The sequence below is a fragment of the Cytophagaceae bacterium genome (assembly GCA_016722655.1).
Taxonomy (GTDB): Bacteria; Bacteroidota; Bacteroidia; order Cytophagales; family Spirosomataceae; genus Leadbetterella.
Window position 1 is genome coordinate 515,758 of the sequence record JADKIR010000004.1, and the last position, 20,312, is coordinate 536,069.

At 37.4% G+C, this 20,312-nt stretch carries 14 protein-coding genes; 7 read left to right on the plus strand and 7 right to left on the minus strand.

The window, feature by feature from the left end; all coding sequences use genetic code 11:
* Positions 1 to 44 precede the first annotated feature (44 nt).
* Both IPP61_02865 and IPP61_02870 read left to right on the plus strand, forming a co-directional pair.
* Positions 45 to 1,103 (plus strand): DUF3089 domain-containing protein, encoded by a 1,059-nt coding sequence (locus tag IPP61_02865; GenBank protein MBL0324114.1) that lies wholly within the window; start codon positions 45 to 47, stop codon positions 1,101 to 1,103.
* Positions 1,104 to 2,177, plus strand: a complete 1,074-nt coding sequence (locus IPP61_02870) for a mannose-1-phosphate guanylyltransferase (GenBank protein ID MBL0324115.1) — start codon at positions 1,104 to 1,106, stop codon at positions 2,175 to 2,177. It abuts the gene before it with no gap.
* Between the two features lie 71 nt (positions 2,178 to 2,248).
* Here the strand turns inward: IPP61_02870 and IPP61_02875 are convergent, their stop codons facing one another.
* The 5 genes from IPP61_02875 to IPP61_02895 form a co-directional block, all read right to left on the minus strand.
* Positions 2,249 to 3,970 carry a RagB/SusD family nutrient uptake outer membrane protein gene (locus tag IPP61_02875; protein ID MBL0324116.1) on the minus strand — a complete coding sequence of 574 codons (1,722 nt, stop codon included), beginning with the start codon at positions 3,968 to 3,970 and terminating at the stop codon, positions 2,249 to 2,251.
* 23 nt (positions 3,971 to 3,993) lie between these two features.
* Positions 3,994 to 7,257, minus strand: a complete 3,264-nt coding sequence (locus tag IPP61_02880; protein MBL0324117.1) for a TonB-dependent receptor — start codon at positions 7,255 to 7,257, stop codon at positions 3,994 to 3,996.
* Between the two features lie 638 nt (positions 7,258 to 7,895).
* Positions 7,896 to 8,840, minus strand: coding sequence for a hypothetical protein (locus IPP61_02885; GenBank protein MBL0324118.1), 945 nt, complete (start codon positions 8,838 to 8,840; stop codon positions 7,896 to 7,898).
* Between the two features lie 152 nt (positions 8,841 to 8,992).
* Complete coding sequence (locus tag IPP61_02890) at positions 8,993 to 10,381, minus strand: GHKL domain-containing protein (GenBank protein MBL0324119.1); 1,389 nt, start codon at positions 10,379 to 10,381, stop codon at positions 8,993 to 8,995.
* Positions 10,382 to 10,435: 54 nt separating this feature from the next.
* Positions 10,436 to 11,686 (minus strand): thioredoxin family protein, encoded by a 1,251-nt coding sequence (locus IPP61_02895; GenBank protein MBL0324120.1) that lies wholly within the window; start codon positions 11,684 to 11,686, stop codon positions 10,436 to 10,438.
* A 225-nt stretch (positions 11,687 to 11,911) separates the two neighbouring features.
* Between IPP61_02895 and IPP61_02900 the strand changes: the two genes are divergently transcribed.
* Positions 11,912 to 12,265: an arsenate reductase gene (locus IPP61_02900; GenBank protein ID MBL0324121.1), complete on the plus strand. Its 354-nt coding sequence runs from the start codon at positions 11,912 to 11,914 to the stop codon at positions 12,263 to 12,265.
* Here the strand turns inward: IPP61_02900 and IPP61_02905 are convergent.
* Positions 12,255 to 13,979 (minus strand): GMC family oxidoreductase, encoded by a 1,725-nt coding sequence (locus IPP61_02905; protein ID MBL0324122.1) that lies wholly within the window; start codon positions 13,977 to 13,979, stop codon positions 12,255 to 12,257. The two genes, IPP61_02900 and IPP61_02905, sit on opposite strands and share 11 nt — an antisense overlap.
* A gap of 405 nt (positions 13,980 to 14,384) precedes the next feature.
* On the opposite strand from IPP61_02905, the gene IPP61_02910 reads away from it, so the two are divergent.
* The 4 genes from IPP61_02910 (at position 14,385) to IPP61_02925 (ending at position 18,247) form a co-directional block, all read left to right on the plus strand.
* On the plus strand, positions 14,385 to 15,161 hold the full coding sequence (locus tag IPP61_02910) for a LexA family transcriptional regulator (protein ID MBL0324123.1): 777 nt from the start codon (positions 14,385 to 14,387) through the stop codon (positions 15,159 to 15,161).
* A gap of 208 nt (positions 15,162 to 15,369) precedes the next feature.
* Complete coding sequence (locus IPP61_02915) at positions 15,370 to 16,431, plus strand: NAD-dependent epimerase/dehydratase family protein (protein ID MBL0324124.1); 1,062 nt, start codon at positions 15,370 to 15,372, stop codon at positions 16,429 to 16,431.
* A 3-nt stretch (positions 16,432 to 16,434) separates the two neighbouring features.
* Complete coding sequence (locus IPP61_02920) at positions 16,435 to 17,541, plus strand: NAD-dependent epimerase/dehydratase family protein (protein ID MBL0324125.1); 1,107 nt, start codon at positions 16,435 to 16,437, stop codon at positions 17,539 to 17,541.
* A complete protein-coding gene (locus tag IPP61_02925; GenBank protein ID MBL0324126.1) occupies positions 17,510 to 18,247 on the plus strand; it encodes a glycosyltransferase family 2 protein in 738 nt (245 codons plus the stop codon). Before IPP61_02920 ends, IPP61_02925 begins: the two co-directional genes overlap by 32 nt.
* A 41-nt stretch (positions 18,248 to 18,288) precedes the next feature.
* Here IPP61_02925 and IPP61_02930 read toward each other — a convergent pair whose 3' ends face one another.
* Positions 18,289 to 20,226 (minus strand): hypothetical protein, encoded by a 1,938-nt coding sequence (locus IPP61_02930; GenBank protein MBL0324127.1) that lies wholly within the window; start codon positions 20,224 to 20,226, stop codon positions 18,289 to 18,291.
* Positions 20,227 to 20,312 lie beyond the last annotated feature (86 nt).

The following is a 20,312-nucleotide window of genomic DNA, read 5'->3' on the forward strand; positions in this document are numbered from 1 at the left end:
AGATAAATTATTTGAATACAATAAAATCAAAAAATAATTATAAAATGAAAAAAGATATGGAAAAATGGTTGATTTTATTGGTGTTTTTTTGGCTAAACACAGAAATTGTAATGGCTCAAAAACATTTTCAAATCACATCAACCTTTGACGAAAAGACCCAGCCTTTAAGCCCTGATTACACCCAAACATCAAGTTGGCTGGCATTACCAACCAAAATTGATATGGCAGATAAATTACCTAAAGGAAAACACAATTTAAAAGACTTTCAGTTTCAAGCTCAAGTTGATGTTTTCTATATTTATCCTACGGTATATACTCAGCAACCAACCAACCAATACACCTGGAATGCATCTACGACTGACTCAGATCTCAATGAAAAAATCGAAAAATCTGCAATTTATAATCAAGCCTCAGTGTTCAATGGTATTGCAAAAATATATACTCCAATATATCGGCAGGCACACTATTCGGTTTTTACAACCAAAGACTCCATTTCATCAAAAAAAGCATTGGATTTAGCATATTTTGACATTAGAAAAGCATTTGAGATTTTTCTTGAAAAATATAATCATTCGAGGCCGTTCATAATTGCCGGGCATAGTCAAGGTACTTTACTTGCAATTAGGCTCATTCAAGAATTTGTAAATAATAAACCCTTGCAGGAAAGAATGATTGCTGCATATTTGGTTGGTATGCCAGTAAATGACAGTATGTTTGAAACTGTAAAACTTATGACCGAACCCAACCAAACAGGAGGATATTTAAGTTGGAATACATTTTCAGAAAATTACTATCCTTCTTATTACGAAAATGGCTTGAACCAGGCACAATGTATCAATCCTGTATCCTGGAAACCAAACACTAACTGGTCTAAAAAAAGCTGGCACAAAGGCACATTGGGTATTAAATCAAAATTGAGCCCGGGTATCATTACGTGCAAAGTCGAAAATGGTATATTATGGATAAAAAAACCCGATATTCCAGGAAAAGCATTTCTTAACGAAAAAATCTGGCATTTCGCTGATTACAATTTTTTTTGGTTGGATATTAGAGAAAATGTAGCTTTACGTACAAATCAGTATTTTCTTAATAATAAAAAATAAATGGCAAATTCAAATTTCCTGATAATTATGGCCGGAGGAGTAGGAACTCGTTTCTGGCCTTTTAGCCGACAAACATTTCCAAAACAATTCCATGACATCCTGGGAACTGGTAAAACCCTCATACAGCAAACCGCAGATAGATTTGAGGGTATTTGTCCTAAAGAAAATATTTACGTGGTCACAAGCCCTGAATATTATCAAATTACAAAAGACCAGCTGCCCTATCTGACCGATGACCAGATTCTACTTGAGCCCAGTCGTCGTAATACAGCACCTTGTATTGGCTATGCTTGTTATAAAATCGAAAAAAAAGACCCAAACGCCAACATTGTAGTAGCACCGGCAGACCATATTATATTGAAAGAAGAAGAATTCAGAAACAGGATAAATGTGGCCCTGGATTATTCAAAAAACAATGATGTACTGGTTACTTTAGGCATAAAACCCACCAGACCTGACACCGGATATGGTTATATCAAATTTAACGACTCTGGTAAAACAGAAGTGAAAGAAGTTCAGACTTTTACAGAAAAACCAAATTTGGAGTTAGCTGAAATGTTTTTAGCCAGCGGGGATTATGTTTGGAATGGGGGAATATTTGTTTGGAATATAAATGCTATAAAAAATGCATTCCATGCTTTCCTTCCCGAAATGGCCGATGCTTTTTCAATTGCTCAAAAAAGCTTCTATACATCAAAAGAAAAAGATGCTCTGGACACGGCATATCAGCGTTGCCGGTCGATTTCAATTGACAATGGCGTTATGGAAAGAGCTGAAAATGTGTTTGTGGTTCTTTCAGATATTGGTTGGAGTGATTTGGGTACGTGGAAGTCAGTATATGAAAACTCGGAGAAAGACGATACCAACAATGTGGTTGATGGTCAGGTGATGCTTTTTGCGACTGAAGATTGTGTAATAAAAACACCAAAACACAAATTAGTGGTCATTAATGATTTAAAAGGCTATATCGTTGCTGAATTTGACGATGTTTTGATGATTTGTAAAAAAGATGATGAACAAAAAGTCAAAGAGTTTGTAACTAAAGCCGAAAGCTACGGTAAGCGATACGTATAAATAATAAAAGTATAAAAATAGGCTACCATTACTGATAGCCTATTTTTTTATACAATAAATTTCAAATCAGATTAATAACCTGCATTTTGTTTTAAAACATCAGCACCAACAAGGTCAATCTGAGATTGAGGAAGTGGCAATATTTTATGCTTTGCCTGATAAGAAGCTCCGCCAAATGCACCAGGTAATAATACCTGATCATATTTCAAATATTTATTGATAGCGGCTACGTCCTCACCCCATCTAACCAAGTCATAGAAACGATGACCTTCCATTCCTAGTTCCATTCTTCTTTCGTACCTTACAGCAGCACGGGCAAAGTCTTTATCAGGGAATGATGCATAGGTTTTTATTGAATAATTGGCTGCAGGTGCACCGTCAATTTTAACATAATCAGACTCATTTGCTGCTCTTCCTCTAACCATATTGGTATATTCAAGAGCTTTTGCTAAAGATCCAGCTTCAATTTCAGCTTCAGCCGCCATCAAAAGTACATCAGCATATCTGATAATTGTAACATTGTAGGCATTAAAAGTTTGGTGTCCCCAACCTCCAGTTTCTGTCATACCTGCGGCTTTCTCAGCTTTAGTATAAAGATACTTTTTAGGAGAATATGGTCCGGCATTGGGTTGGTTACGAATCATACTAAAACCAGTATGAAGTCCCCAATCCAAAAATGGAATACCTCTTCTACCCACGGTATGGTCTAATCTTGGATCAAGTGGACCATTATCTGGAGTAAAACCTGCTGTTGAAGCAATACCCATATCATGTTTAACGGCTTTTGAAGGGTCGTTATAAGAACCATCAAGATAAGGAAGACCGTCAGCAGTAGTTCTGAAAGAGTTCACAAACTCAAATGTTGGCTGAAAGAATCCACAACATGTACCTGGTTCAGTTCCTTGTATAAAGTTCAATTGAAGATCTGCATTGGCATTATTACCATTACCTGATTTAACTGTGGCTTGTACAGCAAATACCGACTCGGCACTGTTGTCATTGGCTACACGATAAAGATCAGAGTATTTAGGAAGCAAAGCATATTTTTTACCACCTGCAGTTTTTCCATTTGCTATGATCTGATCAAAAAGGGCTTTAGCCTCAGGGTATTTTTTCTGAAACATATAGGCTTTTGCAAGGTATGCTGCTGCTGCCCATTTGTTTGCTCTACCTACAGCTGTTTGAGTTTCAGGAAGTTTATCAAAAGCTTCTTTGAAGTCAGCCTCAATTTTAGGCCAGATATCAACATCATTTTTAACTTTCTCAATTCCGTTTGAAACGTTTATATTCTCATCTACGTAAGGTACATTGTCAAAGTTTCTTTTCAATTGAAAATAGAAATGTGCTCTGATAAACTTAGCCTCAGCAGCCATTCTTACCTTTTCTTCCTCCTTTACATCAGGCTGAGCTTCTTTAATAAGAGCCAAAGTAGCGTTTGCTCTGGCAACTCCATCAAAATGCTCTCTGTACAACTCACCAGAAAATGGTAATGAAGGGTTATATTCAAATCTTTGAATTGGGTTGATGTCAGAGAAGTCACCCGGGTCAGTACCTTTATTGGCATCTCCACCACGAATAGCACCCCAAACCCAGTTTGAAGGGCCACCTGCATAACTACCTAATCCACTCAACTGAGCATAAGCAGCTATCAAACTACCTTCTAAACCTGCTTTGGTGGTTAATTGGTTCTTGGAAATCGAACCGGTTGGTGCTACGTCGAGGAATGTGTCTTTACACGAGTATCCTCCAACGATTAACGCTAAAAATACGATTGCTATTGATATTTTTTTCATATTAATAATTAACTTTTAAAGGATTAAAAACCGACATTCAAGCCAAATGTAATCTGACGGGTCATTGGGAAGTTACCCAAATCAATACCAAAGTTAGTATCAGCTGCTCCTGCCACTTGTGGGTCAAGTCCACCATATTTTGTTACAGTAAACAGATTGTTTACTGATGCACTTGCTCTTACTCTTCCAAGTTTAAGTTTTTCTACAACATTGGTTGGAAGGTTATAACCTATAGTAAGATTTTGGAATCTTAAATAAGAGCCATCTTCAACGTAGAAGTCACTTGATTGTGAACCTGTACTGAATCCGTCATTGGCCTCAAAAATTGGAATATTTGTATCTCTGTTTTCAGGAGTCCATGAATCTTTAACTCTTTCTGAGATAGCAGAACCGGCAAACAATGGATAGAAATCTGTAAATCTTTTAGATATATTAAAGATTTTATTTCCAATAGAAGTATAGAAATAACTAACCAAGTCAAAGTTTTTATAGCTCAATCTGAAGTTCAAACCGCCTGTAAATTTAGGAACAGGTGAACCTAAATAAGTACGGTCATCTGCATCAATTTTACCATCTGGTTTTCCAGTTAATTGACCTTTAGCATCTCTACCATTTAAATCCATATAACGGAATCTACCTACACCAGCACCGTCCTGAGTTGGAGCAGATTTGATTTCGTCAGCTGACTGGAACAAACCTTGTACTTTGTATCCATAAAACGAAGAAAGTGATAATCCCAATTGGTTTCTAACTGGGTTAACTCCTCTAAAGCCAGGGTTAACATCCTGAAGATATGTAAGTCCACCACCAATTTCTGTGATTTCATTATGAAGGAAACTTGCAGTAAGATCTAATTCATATTTAACATCTTTTACAAGATTACCACGTGTAATCACCTGAACATCAACACCCTCATTTAACATAGTACCCACGTTTACAAATGGTGGAGTTGCCTCACCAGCGGTTTGAGTAATCGGAAGTCTATACAATAGATCTTTGGTATTTTTTCTCCATAAGTCAAAAACAATTTCTAAACGGCTTTTTAAGAAAGTACCATCAAAACCAATATTTTGAGTTACAGAAGTTTCCCATTTCGCACCTGGGTTACCAATTCTTGTTTGAGTATATCCAGGAGCAATCCCACCGTTGGTTCCACTAATATCATAAACCGAATTACCCAAATTTTGAGCATAAAGGCTAAATTGGTTACCTGGGTCTACGTTGTTAGAGTTACCCATTGTACCATAACCTCCCCTGATTTTAAGATCAGTTACCCAAGGAAGATCTTTCATAAATGACTCTTCAGAAATTCTCCATGCAGCAGAGAAAGCTGGGAAAATACCAAATCTTGACTCAGAACCAAATCTTGAAGAACCATCTCTTCTTAAAACTCCAGTCAAATAATATTTGTCATGAAGGTTGTAAATGGCTCTACCAAAATAAGATAAAAAGTTAATGCCATTATCTTTAGTACTGGTGGCAGGATTTAAAGTATTCAAAGTTGAAATAGTAATATAATCCAAATCACCTGCAAAAGGATCTCTACCATTGGCCGCCATATTTTTACCGGCACCTGTATTTAGAGCTTCTTGTCCCACTAAAACTTCAATGTTATGGATTCCAAATTTCTTTTTATAGGTAGCAGTATTTGTAAATGTCCACCCCATTCTAAATCCACCATTTTCATTATACGACCATACAACTCCTTTATTTTCCAGAGTTTCATATATTGGTCGTCCATAACCCCAACCATAGAAGTTATTATAATTACCACCTATAGACGATCTTAATGTCAAATCTTTGATTGGATCCCATTCAATATATAAATTGCCGGTACCAATTGCATTAAAGTTTTTATTGAGTTTATTATGTTGCTGATTTGCTACAGGATTAGAACCCTGGCCAAAACCAATAGCAGTAGTACCTGCCCATCCCCCAAATTCATCACGAACCGGAATAATTGTTGGAGATCTGAATGCTCCCAAGATATCATTTTCCAACTGCGAACTTTCCAAACCGTTATTTCCACCGTTTCTTCCATTAATTGAAAGATAAGTAACCTGCAAGTTTTCACCGATTCTAAGGTTTTTCAAAATATCAAATTCAGTATTAACTCTGAAAGCATATCTTGTGGCCGACTGGCTAGGTAAAATACCTTGCTGCTTTTGGCTCGATAAACCTACATAGAATCTTGAACCTTGACCACCACCTGAAAATCCAAGAGTATGACGGCTAATAGTACCAGTTTGAGTCAATTCTTTATACCAGTCAGTTCCTTCTTTATTGGCTTTGATTACTTGATAGAAATCGCCAATTGTTGGTCCTGTAATGTTATATTTGGCTTTTTCTGCAGCCAAATCGATGGTTCCAACAACACCGTTTCTGTTACCAACCTTTAAATAATCTGGCAAAATTGGAGTTGCACCCGAACCATACTGCGGATGTGACAATGGAGAACCAGAATTACGTAATGCATTCCATGTCCAGGTAGCCTGATCTTGTGGATTCATCATTTGTTGTCCTTCACCCGGATCTGTAGCACCAAATACACCGTCATAAGAAATGTTTAATTTCCCTGTACCTTTTTTCCCTTTTTTGGTAGTATAGATAATTACACCGTTGGCAGCTCTTGCTCCATAGATTGAAGCTGCAGAGGCATCTTTCAACACTGTAACAGTTTCAACGTCTTCAGGATTAAGGAAGTTAACATCACCTACTGGCAATCCATCCACAACTATAAGTGGTTCGTTACCACCAAATGCACCAAATCCTCTGATCCTTACTTGAGAACCTGAACCCGGCTGACTGGTTGTTACTACATTAACACCAGCAACACGACCTTGAAGCTGCTGATCAATACTGGAAGAAGGCACAACTGTCAAATCTTTTGGTTTTACAATGGCAACAGCACCAGTTGATTCTTTTCTTTTGTCAACAGAATATCCTGTTACTACAACTTCTTCAAGTGAAGCAGCATCAGAAGTCAATGTTACATTGATTACTGTCTGAGCACCTACTGTGATTTCTTCTGTTTTGTAACCTACAAAACTTACGACTAAAACATCTCCTGCACCCCGAACATCAAGAGAGAAGTTACCACTGGCATCTGTAGCTGCACCTCTGGTAGTACCTTTAATGGTAACAGATGCTCCCGGTACGCCGGAACCATCGGCTGCGTCGGTCACCTTTCCACTAACTTTTCTTCCCTGTGCAAATGTCATCTGAAGGCTCACTACAAGCCCAAGCATAAGCATCAGAAAAGATCTCAAATAGAATTTTCCTTTCATAGAACTTAAGGTTAATTGTTAAAAAAAAGTTTATTTTTTATTAGAATAGTGCAAGATTAGAGATAAAAAATGAAAACGCAATATTTTTTTAAATATTTATTGAAATTTTTTTTTTTTTTAATAAATAATATTCTTTTTTGTTGTCAATCAACATTTTCGATAACTTTCTTAATTACATGCAAAATATAATTTTATTTTTTCCGATATTACACATTTATTATTTGTGTAGATTTGACACATTTAAATTTATTTTATGGTATTTTTTCTAATTTTTATTGTTTTTTCTTAAGATTTCCCAAGAAATTATAGAACTGAAGAAAATTATGTAATAAAAAAAATCCAAATCAATGAATTACTCAGATTATAGACGGAAAACAATTTTGAATGTATAGAAGAGAGTTGAATATCAGAACTATAGTTCTCTTTTAATCAGGTGATTTTCCTAAATTTTAGTTAAATAAAAACCTATTGAAGTATTTAAACCTTTTTGTTTGAAAATAATGGGATACGAACCGAAATGCAAAATCTAATAATTTCAGAAGAATAAAATTTTAACCGGCAAATCTAAAAAATGAAAATTCCTGCACTGAATGTCAATGCAGGAATCCAATATAACCCTATAAACCATTATGATCTTTTTATTTTACCAAAAAGCTCCCTGTTCCGATTTTGAAGCCTTCAGAATATAATTCTATTGAATAAGTACCTGACTTAAGAGCCTGGTCTTTTTTGTAATACATATCTACTGCCTGATCATTATTGGAATAAAGCACGGCTTGTTTCATGCTATAGCCAATCTCCTGATTGTTATATTTCAATACTCCACCCTTGTTCATGTCGTTGATTACACCACCATTGGGATCAAGCAATCTCAAATAAACATCTTTATTGTTCGTAGCTGTAAGCGGATTTGATGGCAAAATATATGAAACTTTCAGTTGGTCAATTTTTTTGTTTTTAACCTCTCCTGACCGCTCTTTTCCTCTGCTGCTCAATGCTACCACGGTTACTTTAACTGCTTTTAAAGCTGAGCCAACATTTATTTTTTGTTTCAAATCTTCATTTTTAGCACTAACATCGCTCAAAGTACGATTCAACGAATCTTTTGTAGATTTCAAGCCACTGTTTTCTGCAATAACAGTCTGCTTTTCAGTTTGAAGCATTTGATTTTGGTTAGTCAAAATGCCGTTTTCTTCTCTCAACTTCTGAAGCTCAACTTCTTTTTCGGCAAGGAAAGTTTCGTATTCCTTAATTTTCCCTTCATATTTCTTAGAAGAAAAATTTGAATCTGCTCTAAGTTTCTTTTTATCATTTTCCAATTGTGCTTTGATTTTTTGGAGTTCTTCCACGCTACCCCCAAGTGATTGCACCTCGGCTATTTTGGCATCAAGAGATCTGCTAATAGAATCAAGTTTTACTTTGGTAGAAGATAGTTCGTCAACTTTGCCAGTCAATAATTTTTGCAAATCTTCATTCTCAGTTTGTGAACCGTAATATAGATAACCCAAAAGTCCCAGTGCTCCCAATAATACCACTACACCAATTTTAAGTGTGTTTGAATTATTTGATGATTGTTGTTCCATAATGAAAATATTCTCGTTTTGTTTGGCACAAACTTCACTCTTTTGTATTAAATCAGACTTAAGGACAAATTAAATTTAGCTTAAAATTTTAGTTAATAAAAATCAATAAAATTTTTAAGTATTTAATTATCAGTATTTTGAAATATTTATCATCAATTATGATAAAATAGAAGAATAAAACTATTGCCATCCACAATTGGCTCAACGGTCAGTTTACCTTTGTGCAAATCAACTATTTGCTTAACAATTGCAAGTCCGACACCGTGCCCAATCTTTCCTTTAGCAGTTGCGTTGGATCTAAAAAATGGTTGGAACACTTTTTCTGACTCATCGGCAGGAATTTGAATGCCTCTGTTATTGACACTAATTTGTACACATTCAGTTTGTGGATTAATTAAAATTCTGGCCTTATGATTATCAGAAAACTTACAGGCATTATCAATCAGATTTTTAAAAACCACTTTCAGAGCATCATCATTGCCATTGATAATAAGCAAATTATCATCTTCCGGCACTTGCTCCCATCCTACTTCAACCTGGTTTTCAGGATTCCATTTTTTATAATCTGAGATGGAATCAAAAAGCAATTCATCTATTCTGATTTTCTGCATTGGAAGAGCAGACTCATCAGAAAATACATTGGCCAACTGTAAAATCGATTGTGTAAGGTGATTGAGTTTTAGGGTATCTTCCCGTAACCCTTTAATTTGTGGATACAATTCTGCATTGTCTTTATATTTCATTTCCAACAATTCGATCTGGGTAAATATCTTGGTCAGTGGATTTTTTAACTCATGAGAAATATTTGCGACAAACATTTTTTGGGTAAAAACTGAGTTTTCGACTCTTTCTAACAATTGATTTATGGTACTGGCCAATTGACCTATTTCATCTTCAAAGTTGGAGAGTTCTATGCGTTTGGAAATATTTTTGGGGAAAATCCTTCCCAGTTGATTAATTATCCCAGATATAGGCGAAAACGCACTATTGGCAAGATACCACCCCATAAAACCTATCAAAAGCAAAGCCACCAACAGCATTATGAGCAGGATTTTTCTGAGATCGTCCAATGCTTCGGCACCTACGGTGTCTTTAGCACTTACCAAAACCCAATAATCGCCTGATGAATCTTTTATTTTAAGAAACGCCATTTTATAGGCTCCCAGGTTGGAAGTCCCAAAAGTTTGCAATGAATCTATTTTTTTGAGCAAAAGCCTGTGAAATTCTTCATTTCTGAAACTTGTAGAAAACACAAATAGATCACGTTTGATGTCGATTATTGAAATGATTTCCTGTGTAAGATATTCTTTTTCAGTATTTTCTACAATTTTCCTTATGGCTTTATTATTGGCTTGAAAATCAAAAAACAGAGCCGAAGTTGTGATGGCTCTGTCCTGCAGTTTTTTATAAAATCGTTTTTCAAGATATAGCTTACTAAAAAAATATATACTTACCGAAAAAAACATAAACAGGAATCCCACCAGCATCAAAAACTGAAGGGTGAGTTGCCCTCTAATATTTAGTTTCAGTCTGAATGCCATAAACTCTCATTTTGCAAAAAAAAGAATATATTTTGCTGTATTTCAATAAATTAATCACAATGAACTTACAAGCTCATTATATTTAACAAGGTCCATTTGATACTTGACGGCCAGATTTCTTGCTTGAGTGGCATCGGCTTTGGCCTGAGGTATATCGCCGGCATTTTTATTTAACCTGGCTGATTCATAATAATACTCTGCCATCAATTTCTCATCCTTAATAGAGGCTTTGGCTTTTGCCATCCAGGCTTTTGCTTTTGCAACGTAGGCTTTATCAGGATAATTTTTGTTAAATAAACTGGTAATATAAACCTGAGCCTGGCCATTTCCCTCATACTTTCTCGACATTTTGTCACCTACCACCAATGATTGAGGAGCTTTACCTTCTCTTATCAAAGCCAGTGATTCCAGTTCCCAGGTAACCCCATCTACATATTGACCGGCACCCGATTTTACCATATAATCTTTAACCATTGCAAGTTTGGCAGTTCCATACTGTTTTCCTTTGGCACTAAATAAAGAAGTTTGAACTATTGTTCCTAAAATATTATTCTCATTACCAGCATGACCTTCTTTTACTTCAAAAGCCGCTGCCTGTGGCACATGGTTAAACCAATAAGTCGCAAATCCATTATCAATATCTGAAACGCATTTTTTGGTAATTTTCCAACTGGCTTCGGTTCCCAATTCATTTTTGGGGTACAGTTTAAACAGCTCATTGGCAGCAGAAATATTGGATAAAGTATCTTTGGTTAGCCTGCAAAAGGCGGCATACTGCACAAGTAAATCGAACGACCTTTCTCCTCCATCAAAGCGTTTTTTATAATTTCCGGCACGTTTATCAGGGTTTTGTGCCATTTCAGCAGCACTTAAAAATGATTTAACATCAGGGGTCACCTCTGCCTGATGCACCAACGTACCTTCCGAGTCAAAAAATAAAAATTGCGGGAAACTAGGCAACCAAATATTCCTGGCGTTGAGAAACTTAACTTGCTCTGCATTACCCACATCGAGCTTATAATTGATAAAGTCAGTATTGAATTTTGTGGCCACTTCCGGTTTTTTAAAAAAAGGCTCCATACTCTGGCAAACAGGACAGGTGGGTGAAAAACACTCCACAAAAAGTATTTTACCTTGTGCTTTAGCTTGGGCCAGGGCATCATCAATGCTAGGGTTCCAGGTCACTTTGGTTTTGTCAATAACTACACTTTCGACTTTTTTTTGAGTCTGGCTGTGACAGCTGCTGAGCGAAACCATTCCGAAAACCACAAAAAACTTAATAACCTGCAGAAAAGACTTTTTCATATAAATATCACGAAACAAATTGTAAATCAAATATTTTGAAAAAACAGAATCACAAAAATTGAAAAATAAACGCTTACTTACAAATAATGCCTTGTTAATGTTGCGTTAATCAGATTTTTTGGGCGGTCCACATTCTTTTTTTTTAATCAACAAACTACAATAGATTGTTTTCTCAAAAAGCAAAACATATAAAAATGCTCTATTTTTGCAAAAAAAATATAAAACATGCTTACCATTTACGGCATACCCAATTGCGACACAGTAAAAAAATCACGGGATACAATCGGCAATTATGGCATAGAATACCTTTTTCATGACTATAAAAAAAACGGAATCAGCCGGGATAAACTGGAGGAGTGGTTGCAACAGATTCCATTGAGTACGCTTGTTAACAAAAAAGGAACCACTTACCGCGGATTGGATGAACAACAGAAAAGCGACCTGGAAAGCATTGAAACGGCCATTCCTGTACTAATGAGCAACCCATCGGTAATAAAACGCCCGGTAATAGAAGACCAAAAAATAGTGGCGGTAGGTTTTGACAAAGACCAATACGAAAAGCTATTCTCTAAAGGTTGAGTTTTTTTAGCTCAGCCACCGCATGGGCACACGCACGGGCAGTGAGGGCCATGTAAGTAAGTGACGGGTTCACACAGTTAGAAGAAGCCATGGCGGCACCGTCGGTCACATATACATTTTCACAACCCCACACCTGATTATTAGCGTTGAGCACCGAAGTTTTGGCATCCAGGCCCATGCGGGCAGTACCCATTTCATGCTTTGACAATCCGAGATGAAAATCTTCTTTTTTGTAAGATTTTACATTTTTGTATCCGGCAGCTTCGAGCATTTCTGCGGCATCATTGGCCATATCTATCCTCATTTTGTGCTCGTTTTCTTTAATTTCGGCATCAAAAACTATCTTTGGCATTCCAAACTGGTCTTTTTCATCGGCATGCAGATACATGCGGTTGTCTTCATAAGGCAGACACTCCCCAAATGAACTCAGATTGATGCTCCATTCTCCCGGTTCGGTAGCCATCTGCTTGAGTTCCTTTCCAAAAACATCAGCCTGAAAACCCCGGCTCCAACCACTCCGGCTTGCACCACCCTGATAGTCAAATCCACGGATATAGTTACGCTTGTCAGTTCCAATATTGCGATAACGGGGCACAAAAATACCGTTGGCCCGACGACCAAAGTAATACTTGTCAGTAAAACCCTCCACGAGAGCATTGGCTCCTACACGTGAATGATGGTCCATCAGATTGCGACCCAATTGATCACTATCATTTCCAAGGCCTTTAGGAAACCGACCCGACACCGAATTGAGCATAATATGCGTACTACCAATAGTGGAGGCCGTCAAAAATATGACTTTAGCATAATATTCTACCGACTCTTTGGTGTTCGCATTTATCACCTCCACGCCGGTGGCTTTTTGCTTTTTTTCATCATAAATCACCCTGGACACCACCGCATCTGACCTGAGTGTAAGGTTACCGGTCTTCGTTGCAGCAGGCAATGTGGCCGATTGTGTACTAAAATACGCTCCGAACGGACAACCCGAGGAACAAGCATTACGATGCTGACATGATGCTCTGCCCAAAGCCGTCTGTTCTTCAGTAGCCTTGGTGATATGTGCCACTCTGCCAATGGTCACCAACCTTTCGCGACCATATTTTGCATGAATTTTGGTTTTAAAATCCTCCTCTACACAGTTTAGGTCCATTGCAGGCTGAAAAACACTGTCAGGTATGTGCGGAATGTTTTCATAACTACCACTCACCCCTATAAACTTCTCTACATAAGCATACCAGGGCTCCAGGTCTTTGTATCTGATGGGCCAGTCAGTTCCCACACCGTCACGGGCATTGGCCTCAAAATCGAAATCACTCCAGCGATACACCTGCCGGCCCCAAAGCAACGACTTCCCTCCTACTCCTGCTCCGCGATACCAGTCAAAGGGTTTTTCACTGAGGTATGGGCTCACATCTTCAGGTAACCAAAATTCCTGATTGGCTTCGGTAATAGGGTAGCTTCCTTCAATTGATTGAACAGGGAATTTCTGTTTGAGTTCATTGGTAAGTCGGCCGTGGTGATCGAGCTCCCATGGCGACTGCATAGCATGTTTATAGTCTTCTATATGCTTAATGTCCCTCCCTCTTTCGAGCATGAGCACTTTTAGTCCTTTTTCGCAGAGTTCTTTGGCTGCCCAGCCTCCGCTTATTCCCGAGCCCACCACTATGGCATCGTATGTGTTTTTTTCCTTGGCCGTCAGGTTAAGATTCATTTATCCGGTCGAACGATTAGATTTTTGATTCAAAAATAATCAAATTTCCTGCAGGAGGATTGTAATATTGATGGCTGATTATGGTATTTTTTTGACATATATAAAACAGAAATGACCAATAATAGCAGCAAAGATTTCTTATTCAGGAGTCCAGACTCAATGACTTTTAAAAAATCAATAAGCCAAATTTTTTAGCAAATTAAAAAAATAAGAAAGATTTTCTTGACGATTACTAATATTTTCACCAATTTTATGGTATATATTTTAGCAAGTTATAAAATAAGAGCAAGGCATATCTCTTAGAAATGGTAAGAATTTCGGGCAAATAAGATTTGAATTTGCTTTCCAGTAACCGGCCAAGGAGCTCCTAAATTTACTTGATGATTATTTTGAAAACAGCATTTTATGAAAAAGATAAGTAAAAATATTGCCCACCTGCGTCACCTGAGAGGAATCTCACAGGAGGCCTTGGCCAATGACCTCGACATCACACGCTCACGACTGAGCTCCTGGGAAGAACACCGTGCCGAGCCACCAATAGACCTCATAGTGAGGCTCTCGGAGTATTTTAATGTATCGGTAGATTCTTTACTTAAAATAGACCTGACCAAAGTAAAAGACTTGCGTGATCTGCTCAAAATCGGGGGTAACCGCATATTGTTCCCCGTGATGGTAGATGGCGAAGGAAGAGACCTGGTAGAGCTGGTACCCATAAGAGCCTCAGCCGGATACCTCCAGGGGTACAGCGATGAGGAATATATACAAAATCTACCACGTATATCGCTCCCATTTACCGATGTGGGTAAGTTTAGGGGCTTTCCCATCAAAGGAGACTCCATGCCCCCGCTCGAAACCGGAGCCTATGTAATCGGGAAATATGTGGAAGATCTGACCGACATCAAAGACGGGAAAACCTATGTGGTACTCACTCAAAACGATGGGCTTGTGTACAAGCGGCTTTATAATAAAATTGAGGAAGATGGCACCATTCACCTGCACTCTGACAACAAAACCTATGTACCCTATCAAATCAAACCCGAAGAAGTATTTGAACTATGGAGTTTTGTAGCGAGCCTCAACCCTACCGACCAGCCTATTTCAGATTTACTTTACAATACTATTCAGAGTATCCAGGCCGATGTGGCCCAGCTCAGGATGCAGCAGCTTAAAGGAAAAGTCTGATTATGGCTTAACTAAAGATTATTTGATGATTTTTTCAAAAAAAGCCTCTCATGGCTGTAATTATGAGCCAAATTGCCGACTCAATTAATTCTGCAATTAGTTTGTAATTCATAATCAATAATGATAATTTTGCGGGATGTTTGGGTTGAAAAACTAAAGCGGGTTTCTAACAGAAATGTCTGGGAAACAACGATAATCTTAGCGATAAATGACTATTTTAGTAACCGGTGGTGCAGGTTTCATAGGCTCTTCTCTTTGTATAAAACTCAAGGAAAAATATCCAAATTACAAAATCATAGCGTTTGACAATCTAAAACGCAGAGGCTCCGAGCTCAATCTGGCTGATTTCAAAGAGAGAGATATAGCGTTTATTCACGGTGATATCAGAAACATGGAAGATATCAACGCCGTAGCAGGTTTTGACGTTTTGATTGAAGCTTCTGCCGAACCTTCGGTACTTTCAGGCCTGAATTCTGACCCCAGTTATGTGATTAACAATAATCTGTATGGATCGATAAACTGTTTCAATGCCTGCTTAAAGCACAAGGCAAAACTCATATTTTTGTCGACGAGCCGGGTTTACCCTATCGAGACCATAGAAAATGCGGCATTTACAGAAGATCCTACCCGCTTCTCTTTTTCTGACGAACAATTGGTAAAAGGAATCTCGTCAAAAGGTATTTCTGAAGAACTCGACTTATCGGGAGCCCGGTCATTTTATGGCACCACAAAACTGGCCTCTGAACTTTTTATCAAAGAGTATTCCTCTTTTTACGATATGCAGTCTGCCATTACCCGATTTGGCGTAATAGCAGGCCCAAGACAAATGGGCAAAACAGATCAGGGAGTAGTAACCCTCTGGATGGCCAAGCACTTCTGGAAGCAATCACTGAAATACATTGGCTATGGCGGACTGGGCAAGCAAGTGCGTGATATTCTTCATGTCGAAGATCTCATCGAGCTTATTGATTTTCAGATTCATAATATCGAAAAATTTAACGGAAAGGTATTCAATGCCGGTGGAGGGCTGGGTTCGAGTGTTTCGCTGCTGGAAATGACCCGTATCTGTGAAGAAATCTCAGGCAATAAAATTTCGATAGGCTCTGAAATAGAAAACCGCCCCGCTGACCTCAGAATCTATATTACCGACAATTCCAAAATAGAAACAGAAATCGGTTGGAAACCCAAAAAGACCGCCGAAAATATATTTGCTGATATTTTTCAGTGGATTAAAACCAATGAACAACAATTAATAAACATCTTAAAGTAAAATATGAAAGTTGCAATAGTAACGGGTTCAGCGGGTCTGATTGGCAGTGAATCTGTACGTTTTTTTTCAGAAAAAATGGATTTGATCGTAGGCATTGACAACGACCAGAGGGCCTATTTTTTTGGAAAAGACGCCTCAACTGAAAGAAGTAAAAACGAACTGGAAGAAACCATCAACAACTACAAGCACTATTCAATTGATATTCGTAACTATGAAGCCTTACAGTCGGTTTTTAAAGAATATGGTGCTGATATCAAACTGGTGATCCATACCGCTGCCCAACCCAGCCACGACTGGGCCGCTAAAGAACCTCATACCGACTTCACGATAAATGCCAACGGAACACTGAACATGCTGGAGCTAACCCGCCTTAACAGTCCGGAGGCAGTGTTTATTTTTACTTCAACCAACAAAGTTTACGGCGACACCCCCAATTATCTGCCGTTGGTTGAGCTTGAAAAAAGATGGGAAATCGATGTAAACCATCCTTATTTCAAAGAAGGTATTGACGAAAGCATGTCGATTGACAACTCCAAGCACTCACTTTTTGGTGCATCAAAGGTTGCTGCTGATGTGTTGGCTCAGGAATATGGCAAATATTTCGGGATGAATGTCGGGATATTCCGGGGCGGTTGCTTAACCGGTCCCAATCACTCAGGCACCCAGCTGCATGGTTTTCTTTCATATCTGATGAAATGTGCTGTTACTGGCAATCATTATACCGTATTTGGCTACAAAGGAAAGCAGGTCAGAGACAATATACACTCTTATGACCTCGTCAATATGTTCTATCATTTTTACATGAACCCACGCCAGGGCGAGGTATATAATGCCGGAGGTAGCAGGCATTCAAACTGCTCAATGACCGAAGCAATAGAAATATGTGAGGAAATCACAGGCAATAAAATGAATTACTCTTACTCTGAAGATAACCGTATCGGCGACCATATCTGGTATGTTTCAGATGTTTCTAAATTCAAAAGCCATTACCCAGGATGGTCGTACAAGTATAACCTCAGAGATATCCTTGAACAGATTTTCTCGCAGCAAAAGCAGTTTAGCAAAACACTAGAATTAGGTGAAATTAAGCATTGTAATCCCGGCCTATAATGAGGCTGAATCAGTAAGTGAAACCATAAACGAACTCGTTAAAGTTCTCTCTGACAGAAAAATCGAACACGAAATTCTCGTGGTCAATGATAATTCTAAAGACAATACCCTCGAGGTACTGGAATCTTTGGCGGCCGTTCATCCATCGGTCAGATTTGTGACCAATACCGGCCCCAATGGCTTTGGCTATGCTGTAAGGTATGGCCTGGAGCGGTTTTCAGGCGATTGTGTGGCAGTTATGATGGCCGACTTGTCTGATTCGCCACACGATCTGATCAAGTTTTATGACACCATGGTACAAGGAAACTTTGACTGCGTGTTTGGTAGCAGATTTATGAAAGGGGGAAAAACAATTGATTATCCTTTTCTGAAAAAAATAATAAACCGCGTCGCCAATGCCATCATCAGAACTGTGATGAACATTAATTACAATGACACTACCAATGCTTTTAAGTTATACAAAAAACACACTATTGAGGGATTAAAGCCTTTTTTGTCTCCTCATTTTAATCTCACCATCGAGTTACCACTTAAAGCCATTATAAGGGGCTTTAGCTACACTGTAGTGCCTAATTCGTGGACCAACCGGAAATATGGAGAATCAAAATTAAAAATCAGGGAAATGGGTAGCCGATACTTCTTTATTCTGATGTATTGTTTTGTGGAGAAATATTTTTCAAGGGGTGACTTTGTTAAAAAATGGTAGGTTTTATCCAGTAATTTTAACTGTTATAACTTTTCCTAAATTCAAATTGAAAAAATAGTATAGTCGAAATTTTCCTTCAGACCCTTTCCTTTTTCTGAATAAAACTTTACCGACTTGATCATTGCATTTTTCTTTCCTCTGAATTTATGAAAATCATAGAATTCGTGATTGTGGTCAATTTTATGACTAATTAATACCCCACCGGCTAAAATCGAAACCGGAATTCTGTATGTACTTTTTTGGTTGTCTATAGTTTCTACCTCACATCTTAAATAAGGTGGCTGAAAGAATGTTTTCATTACGGTACCCATCAAATCATATTTGATATTGGCTTTGATAAAAAGTAATCCTTCACTTTTTGGAATTAAAATCTTCTGATCGAGCGTAGCATTTGATGAAACTAAATTTTTGGGCAAAAATCTGCTATTCCCGCTTTTGTTTTCAAACAAATAAAGTGAGTCGCCTTTAACCGAAAAAGTATCAGTGAGTTCATAATTGTAATATAAACTTGCATGGCACCAGGTATCTGTCCAGTAGTTGTTTTGTTCTCTGAAAGGCTTGAGGTTGGCTATTACAAAATGAGGCTTTTCTGCACTCCAATATTTATCTCCATTGACTTCCATCAGCAGTTTACTATTGGCCTGATAGGATTGAATTACCGGCCGGTTTTCATATTTTATTTTGTTAAAAAACAAATATGAAATATCCCACGGAATGACGTCAGCATCATTATTACCTACTTTTTTTAAAATTCTATCAGGAAAAGGACATGGGTTTTCTCTAAAATTTTTATCATAATCATACTGAAACAATTCTGAAAAATAGGGTAAGGGATTTTTTGTGATTGGGATTTTAAGTAAAAATTCCGTGAATGTTTCTCCCAATTTTGGTTTATAGTTAAAATAAGATTTGAGAATAGCCTTCTTATCACCAGCATAATCAGTATATCGTATATAAAAGCTTCCTGCCGTTTTTATGGAAATCGAAATTAATACTAGCGTCAATAATATTTTGGGGTTAATTTCTTTCGAAAAAATATAAATCAAGATGCTCAGGGGTACCAAATATGTCAGAAAAGCACTAAGATTGCCTTTTGCATAGGCTGTATATCCTTGTTTATAACTCAAAAACCAAAGTATGCCTACCCAAAAAAGTAAAAAGAAATTTTTGTGTAACGTTCTAAATTTTGATAATCCGGTGAAAATAAAACTCAAACCACTCACCACTGCCAAAATCAGAAAAAATACGTACTCGAAATCATCAACCATAATAAACGACATAGAGTCCTGATAGGCACTGATGATATCGGCACTGTAAAAAAGACTAGAGTACAGATCAAACTTCAAAGTGTTGGAAATGAACAAAATGCCTGAGATAAATACCACCACAGAAGCCAGATAATGCATTGGTTTCCCTTTTCTGGAAATCGCTGAAAAAGCCAGAAATGTGAAGTAATAAACTAATGCTATCAGGCTGAGATTGAGCTTAATAGGCAATATCAAAACTATAATTATCGTAAAAAGGATTATTTTAAAATAGCTAGGTGAGTTTAAGTAAGAATTTTGCCAGAAAACAGCAAAAAACATAAGAGCAAAAGTGGCATCAGCAAAAAAACCAGAAGGATAAATGAATAAAAATGGCAATAAATATGACAACCATTTAACTTTTTTGAATGCCGTAATAATTTCCCGAATCAGGAAGTAAAAATTAAACAATAAAAAGCAGTGATAAACAAAAATGATATAGGGCGAAAAACCTTTGGGTAGCAATCCGGTGTACAAAAAGCCGAGCGGGCCGTAATTAAAAATAAAGTCTTTTCCGAAAATCTTCCCGCTTTCTATTGAAAGGGCAATGGCCTGTACCCACGATGCATCTATCCCATGTCTGGCATAGCTCAATGGGAAAAACAAACTAAAAAAAGCATAACAAAAGAGAAAAAAAACAATTACTGTCTGAAAATCGGTTTTATTTTTTAGCATAATCTTTTGTATTCTTTTCTGAAATAAATTTTTCTAATTCAACCTGATTTGAAATAAATTTTTTTCAAAAAAGATATTTTTTTGAT